The sequence below is a fragment of the Massilia rhizosphaerae genome, from assembly GCF_016093545.1.
GTDB classification, from domain to species: Bacteria; Pseudomonadota; Gammaproteobacteria; order Burkholderiales; family Burkholderiaceae_D; genus Telluria; species Telluria rhizosphaerae.
Genome location: NZ_JADKYX010000012.1, coordinates 21,954 through 43,567 on the forward strand (window position 1 = coordinate 21,954; position 21,614 = coordinate 43,567).

The 21,614-nt window shown below is 67.2% G+C and carries 20 protein-coding genes and 1 tRNA gene; 18 read left to right on the top strand and 3 right to left on the bottom strand.

Features of this window, described 5'->3' with window-relative positions:
* Positions 1-28: 28 nt before the first annotated feature.
* The 3 genes from ISF28_RS17670 (at position 29) to ISF28_RS17680 (ending at position 4,819) form a co-directional block, all read left to right on the top strand.
* Positions 29-1,312, top strand: a complete 1,284-nt coding sequence (locus tag ISF28_RS17670; RefSeq protein ID WP_198118497.1) for a serine hydrolase domain-containing protein — start codon at positions 29-31, stop codon at positions 1,310-1,312.
* A 94-nt stretch (positions 1,313-1,406) separates the two neighbouring features.
* Entirely contained in the window at positions 1,407-2,699 is a 1,293-nt protein-coding gene (locus ISF28_RS17675) for a D-amino acid dehydrogenase (RefSeq protein WP_198118498.1), read from the top strand.
* Positions 2,700-2,728: 29 nt separating this feature from the next.
* Positions 2,729-4,819, top strand: coding sequence for a hypothetical protein (locus tag ISF28_RS17680; protein ID WP_198118499.1), 2,091 nt, complete (start codon positions 2,729-2,731; stop codon positions 4,817-4,819).
* A gap of 31 nt (positions 4,820-4,850) precedes the next feature.
* Here the strand turns inward: ISF28_RS17680 and ISF28_RS17685 are convergent, their stop codons facing one another.
* Positions 4,851-5,174 carry a hypothetical protein gene (locus tag ISF28_RS17685; protein WP_198118500.1) on the bottom strand — a complete coding sequence of 108 codons (324 nt, stop codon included), beginning with the start codon at positions 5,172-5,174 and terminating at the stop codon, positions 4,851-4,853.
* Between the two features lie 216 nt (positions 5,175-5,390).
* Between ISF28_RS17685 and ISF28_RS17690 the strand changes: the two genes are divergently transcribed.
* The 10 genes from ISF28_RS17690 (at position 5,391) to ISF28_RS17735 (ending at position 16,919) form a co-directional block, all read left to right on the top strand.
* On the top strand, positions 5,391-5,834 hold the full coding sequence (locus ISF28_RS17690) for a YchJ family protein (RefSeq protein WP_198118501.1): 444 nt from the start codon (positions 5,391-5,393) through the stop codon (positions 5,832-5,834).
* Positions 5,835-5,874: 40 nt separating this feature from the next.
* Entirely contained in the window at positions 5,875-7,497 is a 1,623-nt protein-coding gene (locus ISF28_RS17695; RefSeq protein WP_198118502.1) for a carboxyl transferase domain-containing protein, read from the top strand.
* An 11-nt stretch (positions 7,498-7,508) separates the two neighbouring features.
* Positions 7,509-8,294 carry an enoyl-CoA hydratase/isomerase family protein gene (locus ISF28_RS17700; RefSeq protein WP_198118503.1) on the top strand — a complete coding sequence of 262 codons (786 nt, stop codon included), beginning with the start codon at positions 7,509-7,511 and terminating at the stop codon, positions 8,292-8,294.
* Between the two features lie 19 nt (positions 8,295-8,313).
* The gene (bioA, locus tag ISF28_RS17705) at positions 8,314-9,657 is read left to right on the top strand and encodes an adenosylmethionine--8-amino-7-oxononanoate transaminase (protein ID WP_198118504.1); all 1,344 of its coding nucleotides are present in this window, start codon (positions 8,314-8,316) and stop codon (positions 9,655-9,657) included.
* A 2-nt stretch (positions 9,658-9,659) separates the two neighbouring features.
* Positions 9,660-10,847, top strand: coding sequence for an 8-amino-7-oxononanoate synthase (bioF, locus tag ISF28_RS17710; RefSeq protein ID WP_198118505.1), 1,188 nt, complete (start codon positions 9,660-9,662; stop codon positions 10,845-10,847).
* Entirely contained in the window at positions 10,844-11,662 is an 819-nt protein-coding gene (gene bioD / locus ISF28_RS17715) for a dethiobiotin synthase (protein WP_198118506.1), read from the top strand. The genes bioF and bioD overlap by 4 nt, the downstream gene beginning before the upstream one ends.
* Before the next feature lie 19 nt (positions 11,663-11,681).
* Entirely contained in the window at positions 11,682-12,710 is a 1,029-nt protein-coding gene (gene bioB, locus ISF28_RS17720; RefSeq protein ID WP_229519178.1) for a biotin synthase BioB, read from the top strand.
* Positions 12,711-12,899: 189 nt separating this feature from the next.
* Positions 12,900-14,945, top strand: coding sequence for an acetyl-CoA carboxylase biotin carboxylase subunit (locus ISF28_RS17725; RefSeq protein WP_198118507.1), 2,046 nt, complete (start codon positions 12,900-12,902; stop codon positions 14,943-14,945).
* A 108-nt stretch (positions 14,946-15,053) separates the two neighbouring features.
* Complete coding sequence (locus ISF28_RS17730) at positions 15,054-15,995, top strand: 2-hydroxyacid dehydrogenase (RefSeq protein WP_198118508.1); 942 nt, start codon at positions 15,054-15,056, stop codon at positions 15,993-15,995.
* A gap of 15 nt (positions 15,996-16,010) precedes the next feature.
* The gene (locus tag ISF28_RS17735) at positions 16,011-16,919 is read left to right on the top strand and encodes a hydroxymethylglutaryl-CoA lyase (RefSeq protein WP_198118650.1); all 909 of its coding nucleotides are present in this window, start codon (positions 16,011-16,013) and stop codon (positions 16,917-16,919) included.
* Positions 16,920-16,967: 48 nt separating this feature from the next.
* On the opposite strand, the gene ISF28_RS17740 is transcribed toward ISF28_RS17735, so the two are convergent.
* Positions 16,968-17,044 (bottom strand) — tRNA-Pro (locus ISF28_RS17740).
* 85 nt (positions 17,045-17,129) lie between these two features.
* Here ISF28_RS17740 and ISF28_RS17745 point away from each other — a divergent pair.
* Complete coding sequence (locus tag ISF28_RS17745) at positions 17,130-17,762, top strand: hypothetical protein (RefSeq protein ID WP_198118509.1); 633 nt, start codon at positions 17,130-17,132, stop codon at positions 17,760-17,762.
* A 6-nt stretch (positions 17,763-17,768) separates the two neighbouring features.
* On the opposite strand, the gene rsmI is transcribed toward ISF28_RS17745, so the two are convergent.
* On the bottom strand, positions 17,769-18,677 hold the full coding sequence (gene rsmI / locus ISF28_RS17750; RefSeq protein WP_198118510.1) for a 16S rRNA (cytidine(1402)-2'-O)-methyltransferase: 909 nt from the start codon (positions 18,675-18,677) through the stop codon (positions 17,769-17,771).
* Positions 18,678-18,800: 123 nt separating this feature from the next.
* Here rsmI and ISF28_RS17755 point away from each other — a divergent pair, with 123 nt between their 5' ends.
* Genes ISF28_RS17755 through ISF28_RS17770 form a run of 4 tightly spaced genes read left to right on the top strand, consistent with a single transcriptional unit; the run spans position 18,801 to position 21,576 of the window.
* Positions 18,801-19,916 (top strand): penicillin-binding protein activator, encoded by a 1,116-nt coding sequence (locus ISF28_RS17755; RefSeq protein ID WP_198118511.1) that lies wholly within the window; start codon positions 18,801-18,803, stop codon positions 19,914-19,916.
* Position 19,917: 1 nt separating this feature from the next.
* Positions 19,918-20,277, top strand: coding sequence for a YraN family protein (locus ISF28_RS17760; protein WP_198118512.1), 360 nt, complete (start codon positions 19,918-19,920; stop codon positions 20,275-20,277).
* A 56-nt stretch (positions 20,278-20,333) separates the two neighbouring features.
* Positions 20,334-20,930: a phosphoheptose isomerase gene (locus ISF28_RS17765; RefSeq protein WP_198118513.1), complete on the top strand. Its 597-nt coding sequence runs from the start codon at positions 20,334-20,336 to the stop codon at positions 20,928-20,930.
* Positions 20,920-21,576, top strand: coding sequence for a BON domain-containing protein (locus ISF28_RS17770; protein ID WP_229519179.1), 657 nt, complete (start codon positions 20,920-20,922; stop codon positions 21,574-21,576). The genes ISF28_RS17765 and ISF28_RS17770 overlap by 11 nt, the downstream gene beginning before the upstream one ends.
* Positions 21,577-21,614 lie beyond the last annotated feature (38 nt).

The following is a 21,614-nucleotide window of genomic DNA, read 5'->3' on the forward strand; positions in this document are numbered from 1 at the left end:
GCCCGGATACCGTTACGGGAGGATGACGATGAATCGAAGCCGACGCCATTTGCTGGGCGTGGCCTTGCTGGGAGCCGCCGGACCGCTGCTGGCGGCGCCGCCGCACCGGCGCGCCGCGGTGCTGGACGCGGCGCTGGCCGCCATCGCCATCGATCCGGCCTGCGAACTGGCGAGCCTCTCGGTGCTCGCGATCCGCGCCGGCGAGGTTCGCTACGAAGCCCAGTTCGGCCGGCGCTTCATCGGCCACGACGGCTTGCCGGACAAGCCGGTGGGCCCGGACACGCTGTTCCGCATCGCGTCGATCTCGAAGATGATGACGACGCTCGGCCTGCTGTGCCTGTACGAGGACGGCAAGGTCGACCTCGATGGCGACGTGTCCCGCTATCTCGGCTTTACGCTGCGCAATCCGCATTTCCCGGCCCAGGCAATCACGCTGCGCCACCTGCTCACGCACACGTCCTCGCTGCGCGACGAGGGCGGTTATTCCTGGGGGGCAGAGGTCGCGTTGAAGGACGTGCTCGTGCCCGGCGACGACCGGATGTACGCGACGAACGCGGGTCCGGGCGCCTACTTCACCTACTGCAATCTCGGCTGGGGCGTGATCGGCACCGCGATGGAGAACATCGCCGGCGAACGCTTCGACCGCCTGATGCGGCGCCTGCTGATCGATCCGCTGGGCCTGCAGGCCGGCTACCTCCCGGCCGAACTGCCGCCCGCGGCACTGGCCAACCTGGCCACGCTGTACCGCAAGCGCACGGTCGACACCGAGGTGTGGGATCCGCACGGCCCGTGGATCGCCCAGGCCGACGACTACAGCGTCAAGCCGCCGGCCGCCATCGAGCATTACGTGATCGGCACGAACGCGACGCCGTTCAGCCCGACGGGCGGCCTGCGCATCGGCGCGCGCGACATGGGGGTCGTGATGCGCATGCTGATGGGGAGCGGTCCGCGCCTGTTGAAACCGGCGACGCTGGACCTGATGTTCAGCCGCCAATGGACGTATGACGGCCGCAACGGCGACACGTCGGACGGCCTGTTCCGGTGCTGGGGCCTCGGCAACGAGCAATTCCCGGACGCGCCCGGCACGCGCCTCGTCGACGGCGGCGGCTTCCCGGCCGTCGGGCACCTGGGCGATGCGTACGGGCTGATGTCCGTGTTCGTCTTCGATCGGGCACGCCGCAATGGCATGATCGCGCTGGTGGGCGGCACCTCGACCGATCCTTTCTCGCCCGCCAACAAGGGCAGATATTCAGCGCTGGCGCGCTTCCAGGAGCGCATCCTGACGGCGCTGTACCAAGGTGTCATAACATGACTGGCGGTTATGCCCTGCCGCTCTACATTCATTAGCCGAGCGCAAGGCCAGCCCCTAAGCTTCTTCGCATGTCCAAGATCAAAAGCGTGCACGGATGCAACAAGTAATCGTCATCGGCGGCGGCGTGGTGGGCCTGACCTCGGCCTGGTGGCTGGTTGAGGGCGGCTACCGCGTCACGCTGGTGGAGCGCGCGCCGGGCGTCGGTATGGGGACGAGCTACAGCAACGGCGGGCAATTGAGCTACCGCTACGTGTCGCCGCTGGCGGATGCGGGCGTGCCGCTGAAGGCCTTGAAATGGTTATTCCAGGAACATGGCCCGTTGCGCTTCCGGCCGCAGTTCGATCGGCACCAATGGCGCTGGCTGGCCGCCTTCCTCGCCAATTGCCGCGCCGACGTGAACCGCAGGACGACGGCTAAATTGCTGGAGCTGGGCGAGCTGTCGCGCCGCGCGATGGCCGCGCTGGCGCCCGTCGTGCCGCTGGAATCGTTCCAATGGCGCGACGCGGGCAAGCTCGTCGTCTACCGCACACGCGCCGCGTTCGACACGGCCGCCGCGAAGCCGGACGCGGGCGAGGCATGGGATGCATCCGAATGCGTCGCGCGTGAACCGGCGCTGGCCGCGATGGAAAACAAGCTCGCCGGCGGCATCTACAACGGCGGCGAAGCCGTCGCGGACTGCTACGCCTTCTGCGTGGCGCTGGCCGACCGCCTCGGCGCCCATCCGCGCTTCGACGGGTTCATACACGGCGAGGCGCGGCGCTTCGTCACCGGCGGGGGCAGGATCGCCGGCGTGGAAACGTCGGCCGGGTTGCTGTCGGCCGACGCGTACGTGCTGGCCGCCGGCATGCAGAGCCGCGCGCTCGGGGAGTCGGCCGGGATTTCCCTGCCGATCTACCCGCTGAAAGGCTACAGCCTGACGGCGCCCATCCGCCAGGACGACGTGGCGCCCGAGATCAGCGTCACCGACTTCGAACGGAAGGTGCTGTACGCGCGCATCGGCGACAAGCTGCGGGTGGCGGCGATGGTCGACATGGTCGGCGAAGACCTGAGCCTGAATCCGGCGCGCCTGGACAGCCTCACGCGCCAGGTCAAGGAAACGATGCCGCGCGCGGCCGACTACACGCGCATCACCCCCTGGGCCGGCCTGCGCCCGGCGACGCCGAACAGCGCCCCCATCATCGGGGCCACGCCGTATTCCAACCTGTGGCTGAACGTGGGGCACGGGCCGCTGGGCTTCACGTTTGCGTGCGGCACGGCGAGCCTGCTGGCCGACCTGATGCGGGGGAAGGTGCCGCCGTTCGGGTTGGATGGATTGACGCTGGCCCAGGAGCGTCGGTTTTATCCAAAAAAAGTGTCCGCAAGGCAACACAGGAATGTTAGTATGTAAATATATATATATTCCCTCATGGTAATAAAATGCCGCTCCGCAGACTCGTCTCGCTGGCCGCCGTATTGTTCGTGTTGGCCGATCCCACATCCTCCCGTGCCGCGCCGACCATCGACGAGGTCAGCAAGGAGCAATGGATCGAGGCAAGTAGTACGAATTTTCGGGTTGTAACGGAGCAGCCGGAAAAAGTGGCCCGGCAAATGGTCATCGATCTCGAAAACCTGCGCTATATATCGAACCGTCTGCGTGGCGCGACATCGCTGGAGGGGCCGCCGTTGACCATCGTGGCGGTGGGACAGGACGATGCCGATGCGCTGCAGATACCCAAGGAGTTCGAGGGCGAGTTCCAACTGTCGCGCAAGGGATATGCGGCAATCGCCAAAGTTTCGGATTCCTGGTGGCTGAGCGACCGGATCGACAATTCACGCGCCGTCTTCCTGCACGAATACCACCATTTTTTATTGATGTATTGCCCGGAATCGACCGCGTATCCCCTTTGGTATAACGAAGGCATGTCGGAATACTGGTCGTCGATGAAAATCGAAGATGGCAAGGTGTGGTTCGGCGACCATAGCCGGGGCTACGGGCGGGAGTTGAACCTGTTCGACAAGTACGGTCATATCGACTTCGACACGCGCTTCCTGTTCAGCCGCACCAAGCTGAATCAGGGCATTTCCGATTTCGACAAACGGGAAAATGCGCGTTTTTACAGCCGGGCACGCTTTGCCATCCACTATTTCAATTCCACACCCGAACTGCGCCGGCAATTGGCACGTTACCTGCGTCTGTACAATATGGGCTTGTCGCAGGAACAAGCCGTACTGATCGCGTTCAAGCAGACCTTTTTTCAGCTTGACGCGGCATTGCGCGACTACGTGGAGAAAAAGATAGTCCGGCGGGGATTCGACATCGGGCCGGATGGCCTGAACCTCCCCACATTCGCGGTGAAGGTGACGTCGATCGACCGCGCGGCGGCCCTTGCCGTGCTCGCCGACGTCGTTCCGCGTTTCATCCCGTCGGGCAGCGCGGCGACCAAGGAGTTGATCGCGACCAATCTCGCCGCCAACCCGAACGACCCGGACGCGCAGGCACTCGACCTCGAGCTTCAGCTTGGGCACATGACCGTGCGCGATGCCCTGGCGAAAGTCGAGGAACTGGAACGCCGTTCCCCCGACAATCCACGCCTGCTGGCGCTACACGCCGACATCCTTGCGAACGGCACCATCCGATACCGTGCCAAAGGCGGCAAGGGATGGGAAGCGGGCGTCGACCAGGCACGCGGGCTGTATCGCAAATCGATCGCCGCCAGCGCGTTCAACCCGCGCGCCTACACCGGCCTTGGCTACCTCTACGCCGCCGTGCCGGAACTGGATCCGGTCGACGAGGGCATCGCCGCCGTCGATACGGCGGTCATCTACGAGCGACGCCCCGAATTATTCCGCGCCCTGGCCGACCTTTATCTGCGCAAGAAGCGATTATGGCCGGCACTCTTGAGTATCCGCAGCGCCGTCGCATTCAATACCCAAGGGCAACGACCGTTCGACGTCCTACTGCTGGAAAACCTCGAACTCCTCCAGGACCTGACAGAAGCAACCCCGACCGCGACAGGCCTGAGTTTCAAGAGCGGCGACATCTATACCGGACCGGTGCGCGATGGGAAGCCGGAAGGCAGAGGCACCTGGCTGCGTCCGGACGGCTCCTCCTACGCAGGAGAATTCAAGGACGGTCTGCCATCGGGCCACGGCACGCTGAGGAGCGAGCGCGGCGACCTGTATGACGGCGACTTCGCCAACGGCTATGCGTCCGGCAGAGGAAACATGACCTTTTCGCCAGGCAAGATGAAGTCATACGACGGTGACGTCGTCAACGCCACCCCGAACGGTCAAGGTACGCTGACGACGCGAGAGGGCCGCCTGGAGGCGACCTTTCGGAACGGCCTGGCCGTGGCCAGCGGTGCCTTTACCCCGGCCCGACCTGCGGCCAAGGGAGGCAACCCAGGCAAGGCAACGTCGACTGCCGGACTATCGAGCAGCCCCGGCGGCGGAATCGTCGCGGTCGACGCGTGCAAGAATGCCGCGACGCTCAAACCGGCATGGTGCCGCTTCACCAACGGTAAATGATAGGCGCGGCACAACCTCGGCCCTCTCCGCCCTAGCGGCTCTCGACCTTCACCCCACACTCCTCCAGCCGCAGCCGGGTCTTGCTGTGATCGTCGATGGTGACGGTGATGTCGACGAAGCTACCCGCCTTCATGCTGTCGCAAGGGACGCGCAAGTGGTACTGGCCCGGCTTGACGTCGACCGGTTCGCCGCGCCGCGCGATGGCGCCGGCCAGGTCGCCCGCCTGCACGCGCTCGAAAAAGTGCGGCTGCGCGTGCTCGGGCGGGTCTTTGTCGACCGTGACCTCGGCCGCAACGGCCGTGGCCACGACGTTCATGAGCGCGGCGGCAAAAAATAGCTTGCGGATTGCGGACATGGCGCCTCCTTCAGCGTTCAGAGAGTCTGACAGCCGGTTTGTGCCATTCTTGCATCACTTTTCGGCGCAACCAAAATATTTCTCCGCCCATTTAATGGGCAGTTCATTTATTTTCGGCAAAAGATCTGCACAGATGCATTAACGCCCATCCATCTTCTCTTATCCTGCATCATGCCCCGCTCACCCTGATGCAGGAAATGGCGGATAATTGCCGCCATGTCTACTCCTGCGAAGCCTCTCCCCTGTCCTTGCGGTGGTCCGTCGATCATGCGCTGCTGCGGCCCCTTCATCGCCGGCGCGGAACTGCCGCCGACGGCCGAAGCGCTGATGCGATCCCGCTACACCGCGTTCGTGATGCGGGACGAGGCTTACCTGCGTGCCACCTGGCATCCCAGCACGCTGCCGCCCGAACCCATCATCGACCCGAATCAAAAAGTTCAGTGGCTCGGACTTGAGATAAAATCTGCTTTACGTTTACGTCAACGTAAAGCAGACCTGCCGGACAATCCTAACGAGGACACCGTCGAATTCGTCGCCCGCTTCCGGGTTCACGGCCGCGCGCACCGGTTGCATGAAGTCAGCCGGTTCGTGCGCGAGCCGGATCCCGCCGTGGGCGGCAAGATGCGATGGTTCTATGTGGACGGCAGTTTCCCTGAATAAAACCGCGCCACGAGCCGCGACCAGCAGGAGACAGGATCCGATGCCCCAGATCGACACGAAACTCAACCCGCGCAGCGAAGACTTCAAAGCCAACGCCGCCGCCATGCAAACCCTCGTCGACGACTTGCGCGCCAAGGTGGCGCAGATCGCCAAGGGCGGCGGCGAGGCCGCATGTGCCAAGCACGTCGCGCGCGGCAAGCTGTTGCCGCGCGAGCGCGTGCAGCAGCTGCTCGATCCGGGCACCCCGTTCCTCGAGTTCTCCCAGATGGCCGCGTGGGCGATGTACAAGGGTGACGATGGAGTCGGTGCGGCGCCGTCCGCCGGCATCATCACGGGCATCGGCCGCGTGGCGGGCCAGGAATGCGTGATCGTCTGTAACGACGCCACCGTCAAGGGCGGCACGTACTACCCGATGACGGTCAAGAAGCACCTGCGCGCGCAGGAGATCGCCGAGCAGAACAACCTGCCCTGCATCTACCTCGTCGACTCGGGCGGCGCCAACCTGCCGAACCAGGACGACGTGTTCCCCGACCGCGACCACTTCGGCCGCATCTTCTATAACCAGGCCAACCTCTCGAGCAAAGGCATTCCGCAGATCGCCGTCGTGATGGGGTCGTGCACGGCGGGCGGCGCCTACGTGCCGGCGATGAGCGACGAATCCATCATCGTCAAGGAGCAGGGCACGATCTTCCTGGGCGGTCCGCCATTGGTCAAAGCGGCGACGGGCGAAGTCGTCACGGCCGAGGACCTGGGCGGCGGCGACGTGCACACGCGGCTCTCCGGCGTCGCCGACCACCTGGCGCAGAACGACACGCACGCGCTGGCGCTCGCGCGCACCATCGTCTCGAACCTGAACCGCACCAAGCCCCAGCAGGGCGCGCCGATCGAGGCACAACCACCGAAATACGCGGCCGAAGAACTGTACGGGATCATCCCGGTCGATACGAGGAAACCGTTCGACGTGCGCGAAGTCATCGCCCGCATCGTCGACTCCAGCTGCTTCGACGAATTCAAGGCCCGCTACGGCACGACGCTCGTGTGCGGCTTCGCCCACATCTTCGGCATGAAGGTCGGGATCATCGCCAACAACGGCATCCTGTTCTCGGAATCCGCGTTGAAGGGCACGCACTTCATCGAACTGTGCTGCCAGCGCAAGATCCCGCTCGTCTTTTTACAGAACATCACGGGCTTCATGGTCGGCCGCAAGTACGAGAACGAGGGCATCGCCCGCAACGGCGCCAAGATGGTGACGGCGGTCGCGACGGCGTCCGTTCCCAAGTTCACCGTGATCATCGGCGGCTCGTTCGGCGCCGGCAACTACGGCATGTGCGGCCGAGCATTCTCTCCGCGCTTCCTGTGGATGTGGCCGAACGCGCGCATCTCCGTGATGGGCGGCGACCAGGCGGCATCGGTCCTCGCCACCGTCAAGCGCGACGGCATCGAAGCGAAAGGCGGCCAGTGGAGCGCGGACGAGGAAGCCGCGTTCAAGCAGCCGATCAAGGAACAGTACGAACACCAGGGCCACCCCTACTACGCCACCGCGCGCCTGTGGGACGATGGCGTGATCGATCCGGCCGATACGCGCATGGTGCTGGGCCTGGGTCTCTCGGCCGCGCTGAACGCGCCGATCGAGGACACGAAGTTCGGCGTGTTCCGCATGTGAGGAGACGAGACATGGACTACCAGACCCTCACCGTCGCGATCACCGATCAAATCGGCCACGTCACGCTCAACCGCCCGGAGCTGCGCAACGCGTTCAACGAACAAAGCATCGCCGAACTGGCCCTCGCCTTCGACGAACTGGGGCGCAAGGAACTGGTGCGCGCCATCGTGCTCGCCGCGGCCGGCCCCGCGTTCTGCGCCGGCGCGGACCTGAACTGGATGAAGAAGATGGCGGGGTATTCGGACAGCGAAAACCGCGCCGACGCCATGCGCCTCGCCGACATGTTGCGCACGATTTACCTGTGCCCGAAACCCGTCGTGGCGAAGGTGCAGGGCGATTGCTACGCGGGCGGCATGGGCCTCGTGGCCGCGTGCGACATCGCCATTGCCGTCGACACGGCGAACTTCTGCCTGTCGGAAGTCAAGCTGGGCCTGATCCCGGCGACGATCTCGCCGTACGTGATCAAGGCGATGGGCGAACAGGCCGCGCGCCGCTACTTCCTCACGGCCGAGCGTTTCGATGCGCGCGAAGCCCACCGCATCGGCTTCGTGCACGAGATCGTGGCGGCCGCGGACCTCGACACGAAGGTCGCCGGCATCGTGCAGGCCCTCGCGAACAACAGCCCGAACGCGGTGCGCGAAGCGAAACGGCTCGTGCGCGAAGTCGCCGGCGCGCCCGTGACGCAAGCGCTGCTGGACGACACGGCGGCGCGCATCGCCGGCATCCGCGCCTCGCTCGAAGGCCGCGAAGGCGTCGCGTCCTTTCTTGAAAAACGCCGGCCGTCATGGCTGGATTAGCATCACCGACAGGATTTGAATGTTGAAGCAGACCACCTCCAACGACTGGATCGCGCGCAGCCTGCGCAGCGTCTGGCATCCATGCACGCAAATGCAGCACCACGAAGAGGTGCCGCTGATCGCCGTCAGCCACGCCAAGGGGCCGTGGTTGTACGACCATGAAGGCCGGCGCTACCTGGACGGCATCAGTTCGTGGTGGGTGAATCTGTTCGGCCACGCCAACCCGCGCATCAACGCGGCCTTGAAGGATCAGCTGGACAAGCTCGAACACGCGATGCTCGCGGGCTTCACGCACGAGCCGGTGATCGAATTGTCCGAGCGGCTGGCCGCCCTGACGGGTCACGCACTGGGCCACGCGTTCTATGCGTCGGACGGCGCGTCGGCCGTCGAAATCGCGCTGAAGATGAGTTTTCATTATTGGCGCAACGCGGGCCATGCGGACAAGCAGGAATTCGTCTGCCTGCAAGGTTCCTACCACGGCGAGACCGTCGGCGCGCTGGGCGTCACGGACGTCGCGCTGTTCAAGGACGCCTACGGCCCGCTGCTGCGCGCCGCCCGCACCGTCGCGTCGCCGGATGCGCGCAACGCCGCCGACGGCGAGTCCGCGCAGGACGTCGCGCTGCGCGCCGCCAGGGACGTGGAAGCCCTGTTCGCCGAGCGGGGCGACAAGATCGCGGCCATCATCGTCGAACCACTCGTGCAGTGCGCGACGGGCATGGCGATGCACGACCCGCTGTACCTGCAGCGCCTGCGCGAGCTGTGCGACAAGTATCACGTGCACCTGATCGCCGACGAGATCGCGGTCGGCTGCGGCCGCACCGGCACCTTTTTCGCGTGCGAACAGGCGGCGATCTGGCCGGACTTCATGTGCCTCTCGAAAGGCATCAGCGGCGGCTACCTGCCGCTGTCGCTCGTGCTCACCACCGACAAGGTCTACGAGGCGTTCTACAGCGAAGACATCACGCGCGGCTTCCTGCACTCGCACTCGTACACGGGCAACGCGCTGGCCTGCCGCGCCGCGCTGGCCACCTTGCAGATCTTCCAGGACGACGACGTCCTGACCAGGAACCGCGCGACGGCCACGCGCCTGATGACGGAACTGGCCCCGCTGCTGGACCACAAGCGCGTGACGCACTTCCGCCAGCGCGGCATGATCCTCGCGTTCGACGCGGTGGAGCCGGATGCGCAGCGCGCCTCGACGTTCGCGCGCCGCTTCTTCACGAGCGCGGTGGAAAACGAGCTGCTGCTGCGCCCCATCGGCCGCACGGTCTACCTGATGCCGCCATACGTGCTGGACGAGGAAGACATCGCGGGCCTGGCCGCGCGCACGCGCAAGGTGTTCGAAACGGTGATCGCGGAATGACGATGAACCTGATCGATAACGTCCGCGCCCAACTGGACGAACTGGAAAGCCGCAGCCTGACCCGCCGCCGGCGCACGGCGGACACGCCCTGCGCGCCGCGCCAGGTCGTCGACGGCCGCGAGCTGCTCGCGTTCTGCAGCAACGACTACCTGGGCCTCGCGGCACATCCGCGCGTCGTGGCAGCGCTGCGCGAGGGCGCGGCGCTGTACGGCGCCGGCAGCGGCGCGTCGCACCTCGTGTCGGGACACGGCCGCGCCCACGCGCAGCTGGAAGAGCGCCTGGCCGCGTTCGAGGCGCCCCACCTTGAATCCGCGCGGGCGCTGTACTTCTGCACGGGCTATATGGCGAACCTCGCCGCGCTGACGGGGCTCGGCGCTACGTCCGACGCGATGATTTTTTCGGAAGCGCTGAACCACGCCTCGCTGATCGACGGCGCCCGCCTCGCGCGCGCGGGCGTGACCGTGTACCCGCACGGGGACGTGGCCGCGCTGGACGCCGCACTCGCCGCGAGCGCCGCACCCGTGAAGATCGTCGCCACGGACAGCGTGTTCAGCATGGACGGCGACCTGGCGCCCCTGCCCGCCCTGCTGGACCTGTGCGAACGCCACGGCGCCTGGCTCGTCGTGGACGACGCCCACGGCTTCGGCGTGCTGGGCGAGCGCGGACGGGGCGCCCTCGAGCATTTCGACCTGCGGTCCCCGCACCTCGTCTACATCGGCACCCTCGGCAAGGCGGCCGGCGTGGGCGGCGCGTTCATCGCGGCGCACGAGGACGTGATCGAGCTGATGATCCAGCGCGCGCGGCCCTACATCTACACGACGGCCGCCGCACCGGCGCTCGCGCATGCGCTGCTCGCCAGCGTCGACATCATCGACAGCGACGAGGGCCGCGCACGCCGCGCGCACCTGCGCGCGCTGATCGCGCAGCTGGACGACGGCCTGCGGCTCGAACGCTGGCAACGCCCGGCGTCGACGACGGCGATCCAGCCCATCGTCATCGGCGCCAACGACGAAGCGATGGCGGCGGCATCCCGCCTGCACGAACAGGGCCTGTGGGTGCCGGCGATCCGTCCGCCGACCGTGCCGGCGGGGACGGCGCGCCTGCGCGTGACCTTGTCCGCCGCGCATACCGAACAAGACGTCGCGCAGCTGACGGCTGCGCTCAACCAGCTGGAAAGGACGCGGGCATGACCCTCAACGATCCCGAACAACCGGGCGGCGCATCCATCGGCACCGCCATCCCGGCCGCCGCCGCGGCGCCGGCGCCCCTCACGGTCCCCGCGCCGCTCGCGGCGGAAGGCGTGCCGACCCGCTTCGCCTGCTTCGTGACGGGCACGGACACGGAGATCGGCAAGACACTGATCTCCAGCGCCATCCTGCACAAGCTGGTGCAGCAGGGCGTGCGCGCATGCGGCATGAAGCCCATCGCGGCCGGCGCCGAGGAGCGCGACGGCATGCTGCACAACGACGACGCCGCCATGCTGCGCGCGGCCGGCAACGTGCTGCTGCCGCAGCGGATCACCACACCGTACATGCTGCGCGAACCGTGTGCGCCGCACATCGCGGCCAGCCTGGAAGGCGTGACCATCGAACCCGTGCCCATCATCACCGCGTATGCCGAGATCCTGGGCGCGTCCGACGCGACCGTCGTCGAAGGCGTGGGCGGCTTCTGGGTGCCGTTCTCGCCGGATTTCGACAGCGCCGATCTGGCCGTACAATTGGGGCTGCCCGTCGTCCTCGTCGTCGGCATGCGCCTGGGCTGCATCAACCACGCGCTGCTGACGGCGGAGGCGATCGTCGCGCGTGGCCTCGTGCTCGCGGGCTGGGTCGCCAACCAGGTCGATCCGGACATGCGCTTCGCCGACGAAAACGTCGCGGAGCTCGCACGCCGCCTGCCCGCGCCGCTGCTCGGCCGCGTGCCCCGTCTGACCGAACCTTCGGCGGCTGCCGCTGCCGCCCATATCGAGCTCGCGAACCTGCCGGGATGGCCGGCCAAGCGCGCCTAACCAAAACAAGGAATCCGCAATGACCCAAGTCGTCACCCTCCACCCGCCGGCCACGCCGGCCTCCCTGCCGAAGGACGCCACCTGGCCGCTGGCCGACGTGCTCGCGCTGTTCGAGCTGCCGCTGCCGGAGCTGATGTTCCGCGCCCAACAGGCGCACCGCGCCGAATTCCCCGACGGCGACGTCGAACTCGCGACCCTGCTGTCGATCAAGACCGGCGGCTGCGAGGAAGACTGCGGCTACTGCCCGCAGGCCGCGCGCTACGACACCGGCGTCGAGGCGAAGAAGATCCTCGACCTCGACACGGTGCTGGACGCCGCGCGCGAAGCGAAGGCCAAGGGCGCGACCCGCTTCTGCATGGGCGCCGCGTGGCGCAGCCCGAAAGAGCGCGACATGGAAAAAGTGGAAGCCATGGTGCGCGGCGTGAAGGCGCTGGGCATGGAAACCTGCGCCACCCTCGGCATGCTGGAAGAAGGCCAGGCCGAGCAACTGAAGCAGGCCGGCCTGGACTACTACAACCACAACATCGACACCGCGCCGGACTTCTACGGCGACGTGATCTCCACGCGCGAATACCGCGACCGCCTGGACACGCTGGGCCGCGTGCGCACGGCCGGCCTGAAGATCTGCTGCGGCGGCATCGTCGGCATGGGCGAAACGCGGGCGCAGCGCGCCGGCCTGATCGCCCAGCTGGCGAACATGAACCCGTATCCGGAATCGGTGCCCATCAACCACCTCGTGCAGGTCGAAGGCACGCCGCTGCACGGCCTGCCGCCGCTGGACCCGATCGAATTCGTGCGCACGATCGCCGTCGCCCGCATCACGATGCCGAAGGCGCGCGTGCGCCTGTCGGCCGGCCGGCGCGAGCTGGGCGAAGCCGTGCAGGCGATGTGCTTCATGGCCGGCGCCAATTCCATCTTCTACGGCGACAAGCTGCTCACCACCGACAATCCGGAAGCGGACGACGACCGCAAGCTGTTGGAAAAGCTGGGCCTCAAGACGCGCTCGGCGACGCTGGAATCGGTGCAAAAGGAAAGCTGCGGCTGTTAAGAACCGTAGGGTGGGCATTCGAGGCCGGGGGCCTCGAATGAAACGTGCCCACCATGCGTTACCGTACCGCATACGTCTGGTGGGCACGGGGTGCCCACCCTACGCAAACGCTGTCAGGCCACGAGCCAAGTTTTATCGATTCATCAGGCCACAAGCCGATCCCACAACACATAAAACAGACGAGACACCATGTTCACCAAGATCCTCATCGCCAACCGTGGCGAAATCGCCTGCCGGGTCGCCGCCACCGCGTGCCGCCTGGGCGTCAAGACCGTTGCCGTCTATTCGGAAGCCGACGCCGGCGCCAAGCATGTGGCGGTCTGCGATGAAGCGATCCTGCTCGGCCCCGCCGCCGCCAAGGACAGCTATCTGCGCGGCGACAAGATCATCGCCGCGGCCCTCGCCACCGGCGCGCAGGCGATCCACCCGGGCTACGGCTTCCTGTCCGAGAATGCCGAATTCGCGGAAGCCTGCGCGGCCGCCGGCCTCGTGTTCATCGGCCCGCCGGGCTCCTCGATGCGCGCGATGGGATCGAAGTCCGCGGCGAAGCAGTTGATGGAAGGCGCCGGCGTACCGCTCGTGCCGGGCTATCACGGCGACGCGCAGGACCCGGAACTGCTGCAGGCGGAAGCGAACCGCATCGGCTATCCGGTGCTGCTGAAAGCCAGCGCCGGCGGCGGCGGCAAGGGCATGCGCGTGGTGGAACGGTCCGAGGATTTCCAGGCCGCGCTCGCGTCGTGCAAGCGCGAAGCCATCTCCTCGTTCGGCGACGACAAGGTGCTCGTCGAAAAATACCTCACGCGCCCGCGCCACATCGAGATCCAGGTGTTCGCGGACACGCACGGCAACTGCGTCTACCTGCACGAACGCGATTGCTCCGTGCAGCGCCGGCACCAGAAAGTGCTGGAAGAGGCGCCGGCGCCCGGCATGCCTTTGGACCGCCGCGCCGCGATGGGCGAGGCGGCCGTCGCCGCCGCGCGCGCGGTGGGCTATGTCGGCGCCGGCACCGTCGAATTCATCGCCAACCAGGACGGCACGTTCTACTTCATGGAGATGAATACGCGCCTGCAGGTCGAGCACCCCGTCACCGAGATCATCACGGGCACGGACCTCGTCGAATGGCAGTTGCGCGTGGCGGCCGGCCAGCCGTTGCCGAAGCAACAGCATGAGCTGGCGATCCACGGCCACGCCATCGAGGCGCGCGTGTATGCGGAGAATCCGGAAAAGGGTTTCCTGCCGTCGATCGGGACGCTGCAGTGCATGGACACGCCGGCCCACGTCGCGTTCGAACTGGGCAGCCACGGCGGCGGCGATCCCGCCGGCGTGCGCATCGATTCCGGCGTGCGCGCGGGCGATGCGATTTCGCCGTTCTACGACCCGATGATCGCCAAGTTGATCGTATGGGGCGCGGACCGGGAGCAAGCGCTGGCGCGCATGGCGCAGGCGCTGTCCGAATTCCACATCGTCGGTCTCGCGACCAATATCGCGTTCCTGAAACGCCTCGTCGAGGGCGATGCCTTTGCGCACGCGGACCTGGACACGGGCCTGATCGAACGCAACGCCACCACGTTGTTCCCGCCGGCCGGCCCGGCGCCGCTGGCCGCGCTGGCGCTGGCGGCCGTCGCCCTCGTCGGTGCAGAAACGTCGGCGGGCGCACATCCGGCCGGCAACGCCGCCGACCCTTGGCGCAGCACACACGGCTGGCGCATGAACGGGACGTACCGCCGCCGCCTGGCGTTCGGCGACGAGTACGCGGCCACGACACAGGGCAAGGTCTATGCAATCGACATGGCCTATCATTCACATGGTTGGACGCTCGAAGCGGCCGGCAAGGCGCACCCGCTGGCGCTCGTGTCGCGGCACGACGGCCGCTACGCGATCCGCCTGGACGGCCAGGCGATCCAGGGCACGGTGCGGCGCGCCGGCGACACGCTGCACGTCTTCACGGGCGGGCTGCACCACGTGCTGGAATGGAACGATCCGCTCGCGCATGCGGGCGAACACGAAACGGCGGACGGCCGCCTGACGGCGCCGATGCCGGGCAAGGTGGTGGCGGTGATCGCGTCCGGCGGGCAACACGTCAAGAAAGGCGAGCCGCTCGTGATCATGGAAGCGATGAAAATGGAACACACGATTGCCGCGCCGAGCGACGGCCTGGTCGAGGAAGTGCTGTACCAGGTCGGCGACCAGGTCGCGGACGGCGCACCGTTATTGGCATTCAAAGCCGCGGCGTAGGTGAGCGTAGAGTGGGCGGCCCTCCGCCCACCATGTTTCACCGACACCCGCGGCATCAAACAACCAACGAGACAGCAAACGCAATCCATAAAAATTAGGAGACAAGACATGCGGATACTGCTGTACCGGGGCGACGGCGTCATCGAGCCGTGGGTCCGTGATTTTTCCGATGCATTGCCGCGCGCGGAGATGGTCGTGTGGCACGACAACATGTCGCTGGCGTCAATGGCGCCTTGCGATTACGCCGTGGTGTGGGCGCCGACGCCCCGCCTGCTCGACCAGCTCGCCCACGTGAAGGCGATCTTCCTGATGGGCGCCGGCGTGGACGCGCTGCTGAAATTCGGCGACGCGCTGCCGCCGGTTCCCATCGTCCGCCTGGGCGACGCGGGCATGGCCGAGCAGATGGCGGAATACGTGGTGTACGCGACCCTGCGCTACTTCCGCCGCTTCGACGACTATGAGCAGCAGGCGCGCCAGGGCATCTGGAACCCGCTGGAAACGCGCCGGCGCAAGGCCGACTTCACGGTCGGCGTGCTGGGCCTCGGCAAGCTCGGATTGCCCGTGTTGCGCGCGCTGCGCCAGCTCGGGTTTCCCGTGCGCGGCTGGAGCCGCACGGTCCCGGACCTGCCCGGTGTCGCGTGCTTCGCCGGCATGGAGGCGTTCGACGACTTCCTGTCCGGCACCCAGGTCCTCGTCTGCATGCTGCCGCTCACGCCGGAAACGACGAACCTGCTCGACCGCGCGCGCCTGTCGCAGTTGCCCCAGGGCGCCTACCTGATCAACGTGGCGCGCGGCGCGCTGGTGGCGGAGCCGGACCTGATGGCGCTGATCCGCTCCGGCCACATCGCGGGCGCCACGCTGGACGTATTCCGCAACGAACCGTTGCCGGCCCCGCATCCGTTCTGGAACGAGCCGCGCATCACCATCACGCCGCACATCTCGGCCCTCACCTTGCGCGACGAGGCGGTGCGCCAGATCGCCGCCAAGATCGGCAAGCTGGAACGGGGCGAGGCCATCGACGACATCGTCGACCGCGCCCGCGGCTACTAGGAAACCAACATGCACATGCAACTGCCGAAACAAGTCAAAATTGTCGAAGTGGGCCCGCGCGACGGGCTGCAGAACGAACAGGAAGCGGTGGCAGCAAGCGTCAAGATCGAACTGGTCGACCGCCTGTCGCGCGCCGGCTTCGCCAATATCGAGGCGGCGTCGTTCGTCTCGCCCAAGTGGGTGCCGCAGATGGCGACGAGCGCCGAGGTCATGGCCGGCATCGCCCGCCGTCCCGGCACGCTGTATTCCGCGCTGACGCCGAACATGCAGGGCTTCGAGGCGGCGCTGGCGGCACGGGCCGACGAAGTCGTGATCTTCGGCTCGGCGTCGGAAGCGTTCTCGCAGCGGAACATCAACTGCTCGATCGCGGAATCCATCGCCCGCTTCGAATCCGTGGCGAGGGCCGCGCAGGACCACGGCCTGCGCCTGCGCGGCAGCATCAGCTGCGCGTTCGGCTGTCCGTACCAGGGCGAGGTGCCGCTGGATGCCGTCGCCGACGTCGTCGCCCGCATGCGCGACCTGGGCTGCGACGAGATCGACATCGCCGACACGATCGGCGTCTCGACCCCGCGCAAGACGCAGGCCGTGATGGAAACGGCGGCGCGCGCGTTCTCGCTGGAGCGCATCTCCGGCCACTTCCACGACACCTACGGCCAGGCACTCGCCAACATCTACGCCAGCCTGGAACTGGGCGTCGCGATCTTCCACTCGTCCGTGTCGGGCCTGGGCGGCTGCCCGTATGCGAAGGGCGCGACGGGCAACGTGGCGACGGAAGACGTGGTCTACATGCTGAATGGGCTCGGGATCAAGACTGGCATCGATCTCGACGTGGTCGTGGATGCGGGACAATTCATTGCGCAGCAGCTGGGACGCAAAGGCGTGAGCCGGGCGGGCAATGCGTTGCTGGCAAAGCGGGCGATGTAACGCGGAATTGAAAAAGGCCGGCGATCTCTCGCCGGCCTCTTGCTATACTGGTCGGAGTACAAGGATTCGAACCTTGGACCCTCTGGTCCCAAACCAGATGCGCTACCGGGCTGCGCTACACTCCGAAGACAGCCATCATACCGTCCGGGCGCCATCCCGGTCAAGGAAACCGCCGGCATCCGTGGTTTTATCGCTGACCAAGGTGAAGACGTGACGTTTGCAATCGACTCTTTCGACCATCGCGGCACCGGGGTCGCGCTTCCCGACCGCAAGCAGGTCAACCGCATCGCGGCCGGCATCGCGCTGTCGCTGGCCGCCCATGCGCTGCTGCTCGCGCTCTACCGCCAGCCCGTCACGACCTTGCCCGCCGCGCCGCAGGAACGGCTCACGATCCGCCTGCGGGCCGCGCCGCCGCCTGCGACAATCGAACCGGCCCAGGCGCCGCCCGTGCCCCGTGCGCGGCGTCCCGCCCGTAATAAAACCCGGCCGGTGATCGCCGTGGCCCCGGAACGACGCCAGTCGACCGAGGAAACCTTTGCCGTCAAACCGGCGCCGGAAACGCCCGCGCCGCCCGCCGCGCCCGCGCCGACGCGGCACTTCGACGTCGACGCCGCCCGCAGCCTGGCGCGCGGCATGGCGACGAAGCTGGCCAACGAACCCGATCCGGACAAGGTGGGCACGGCGCTCGAACGCCTGCCCAAGCCGCCGCTGCAAACGGAAAACAAGTTCGAACGGGCGATCAAGTCGGCCAAGCGGCCCGATTGCAAGGACGGCGTGCCGGGCGGCTTGCTGGCGCCGATCTTCCTGGCGATGGACAAGAAGGACAGCGGGTGCAAGTGGTAAGTTCGCCTACTCGTCGCCCTTGATCTGCAACGCCCGCTCGTACAAGGCGTTCTTCTTCTTCCCCGTGATCTGCGCCGCCAGCGCGGCCGCCTGCTTCACCGAACAGTCTTCCAGCAGGATGCGCAGCACGCGCTCCGCCTCGACGTCGCCCTGGTCGTCGTCCGCGCGCGCGCCCTCGACCAGCACGACGAACTCGCCCCGTTCGCGGTTGGCGTCAGCCTTGACCCAGGCGAGGGCCTCGGCGAGCGGGCAGCGGTGGATTTCCTCGAACAACTTGGTGAGTTCGCGCGCGAACACGACCTGGCGCGCCGGCTCGAACGCGGCCGCGAGAGATTCCACACAGTCCGTGATGCGATGCGGTGCCTCATAAAACACGAGCGTCGCCGGCACGGACTTGAGCGCGGCCAGTTCCGCTTCGCGCTGCTTCGCCTTCGCGGGCAGGAAGCCGACAAAATAGAAGCGGTCGTGCACGAGGCCACTCGCCGACAGCGCCGCGATGGCCGCCGAGGCGCCGGGCACGGGCACGACGTGCAGGCCGGCAGCGCGCACGGCGTCGACGATGCGCGCGCCCGGGTCGGACACGGCCGGCGTGCCCGCATCCGACACAAGCGCCACGCGCTCGCCCGCGCGCAGGCGCGTGACGAGTTTCTCGGCCACCTCGCGCTCGTTGTGCTGGTGCGCGGCGATCATGTGTTTATTGAGGCCGAAGCGCGTCAGCAGGGCACCCGTCTTGCGCGTGTCCTCGCAGGCGACGACGTCGGCCAGCTGCAGCACGTGCAGGGCGCGCAGCGTAATGTCGGTGACGTTGCCGATGGGTGTGGCCACCACGTAAAGCGTTGCGCTAGGATAGGACTGCTGGGCGGCCTCGCCCATGACGGGCAGTTGGGCGATCTGGCTGGACTGGGTTTCTGTCATGTTGGGGATCGGATGCGGATGAACATTCTCGAGGCGCTCTGCCTTGTGCTGCTTGCGCTGGGCGCGGGCGGCCAGGCTCTTGCCGGCATGCCGTGCGCCGGGCCGCAGCGATTGTGCGCGTCCATGGACACAAACACAAGTGCGCACGCGCCCGTCGCCCTCGCCATGCTGGATCCTGCCATCCAGCCGCGGCGCGCGAAGCCGCCGACGAACGAGCCGGCCCCGCCGCCGCCGCCGTCGAGCCCGCCCATCCGTATCGCGCTGCTGCTGCCGCTGCGTTCGAGCACCCTCGCGCCGGCCGCCGAGGCCGTGCGCGCCGGCTTCATGGCGGGCATGGCACGGGACGGCACCGGCTTCAAGGCCGACGTCGTCGCGACGGGCGATGCGCCGCGCGACGTGCTCGATGCCTACGCGCGCGCGGCGGTGGCGAGCGACGTCATCGTCGGGCCGCTGGCGCGCTCCGCCGTCGCCGCGCTGGCCGACAGCGACGCCGTCACGCGGCCCACCGTCGCGCTGAGCATGCCGGAAGACCGGGCGGCGGTGCCGCGCGGGATGCTCGTGGCCGGCCTGTCGATCGAGGACGAGGCGCGCCAGGTGGCCGAATGGGCCGCGCGCGAGCATCCGCATGGCCGCGCGCTGATCCTGACGGGCGGCGCGGCCTGGGCCCAGCGCGCGGCCGGCGCGTTCGAGGCGCGCTGGACCGAACTGGGGCACACGGACCAGCGCTTCCCCGTGCCGTCCGGCGCCGCCGGCAAGGCCGCGATGGGGGAACTGAAGCAGAGGCTGGAGATCGACCCGCCCGACCTGCTGTTCGCCGCGCTCGACAGCGCCGCGCTGCGTCCCGTGCGCGCCGTGGCCGGGGCCGCGATCCCCTGCTACGGCGGCGGCACGGCGAACCCGGGCCGCACGGCAGAACCGGGCGCCCCGGACTTCGACGGCGTGCGCCTCCTCGACCTGCCGTGGATCGTGCGGCCCGATCATCCGGCCGTGATGGTCTACCCGCGGCCGCTGGACACGGACCAGCCGCTCGACATGGACCGTCTGTACGCGCTCGGCATCGACGCCTTCCGCGTGGCGCGCGAGCTGGCGCTGCGGGACGGCGCGCCGTTCGGCATCGACGGCGTCACGGGCCGGCTCGACGTGAGCCCCGGCCCCGGCGGCCGCTTGCGATTGCAGCGGCGCGAGGCGGCCGTCGTCGTCCACGCCGGCGCGTTCGAGCCCGTGGACAGGGAACGCTGACATGTGGCCAACGCGCCTGTCGCGCAAGCAGGAACAGGGGAAGCAATGGGAAGATGTGGCGCTGGCGTATCTTGAACGCCACGGTCTCGTTCTGATCGAAGCGAATTTCCGCTGCAAGCTCGGGGAAATCGACCTGATCCTGCGCGACGGCGCCGCGCTCGTGTTCGTCGAGGTGCGCCAGCGCGCGGCGGGCGCCCAGGTCAGCGCCGCGGCGAGCATCGGCCCGGCGAAAATCCGCCGCGTCATCCGCGCCGCCCAGTTCTATTTACAGCGGTTCGACCGCCTGCCCCCTTGCCGGATCGACGTGATCGCCATCGACGGCTCTCATGTCGATTGGTTAAGGAACGCCATTGAAGTGTAAGCATTTTTTGCTGGGCTTGATCGCCGGGCATTGCCACTGCACTATAATCTTCGACCATGAATACTCAACGCATCCTCGCCCACTTCCAGGAAAGCGCCGAACTCAAGATGAAGTCGGCGACTCTCCTCGCACAACCGATTTCTCAAGCGATTGAGCTGATGTTCAATGCGCTTTCCAACGGCAACAAGATTCTTGCCTGCGGCAACGGCGGATCGGCCGGCGACGCGCAACACTTCGCCGCCGAACTGGTCGGCCGCTTCGAGCGCGAGCGCTTTCCGCTGCCGGCCATCGCGCTGACCACCGACACGTCGATCATCACGGCCGTCGGCAACGATTACAGTTTCAACGAAATTTTCAGCAAGCAGGTGCAAGCGTTCGGCCAGGCCGGCGACATCCTGCTGGCGATTTCGACGTCCGGCAATTCGGCCAACGTGCTGGCCGCCGTCGAAGCCGCGCTGGAACGCGAGATGCGCATCGTCGCCCTGACGGGCAAGGATGGCGGCAAGTTGGGGCAGATGCTGACCGACGCCGACGTCCACATCAACGTGCCGCATTCCCGCACCGCCCGCATCCAGGAAGTGCATCTGGTCGCGATCCACAGTATCTGCGACGGCCTGGACGTCGCCCTGTTCGGAGAAGAAGATGCAATTTAACGCCGGCGCCATGCTGCGTCCCCTGTCGAAGGCCGTGCTGTGCGTGGCCCTGCTGTCTTCCCTGCAAGGGTGCGTGGCCGTCGTGGCGGCCGGTGCCGTCGGCGGCGCCGTCGCCACGGCCGACCGCCGCACGCTGGGTGCCCAGACCGAGGACAAGGGCATCGACCTGAAAGCCGCGACGCATCTGGGCGACATCGTCGGCGACGCCGGCCACGTCAACGTCAACAGCTACAACCGCAAGGTGCTGCTGACCGGCGAAGTGCGCGACGAGGCGATGAAACGCGCGGTCGAGGACGAAGTGCGCGGCATCACCGGCGTCGAAGGCGTCATGAACGAACTGGCGATCGCCGGCCCGTCGAGCTACACGTCGCGCGCCAGCGATGCGCTGATCACCAGCAAGGTCAAACTCAGCCTGGCCGACAAGAAAACCGTCTCGGCCACGTCGTTCAAGGTCGTCACGGAACGCGGCACCGTCTACCTGCTGGGCCTCGTGACCCAGCGCGAAGGCAATATCGCCGCCGACGTGGCCCAGGGCGTATCGGGCGTCATGCGCGTGGTGAAAATGTTCGAGTACATCAGCGAGGAAGACCTGCGCTCGATGCAGCCGCCGCTGCAACAGCAACCCGAGCCCCGCAGCGCGTCGTAACGCACGGGCTTATAATCGCAAGGTCGCCAGATCGGCAT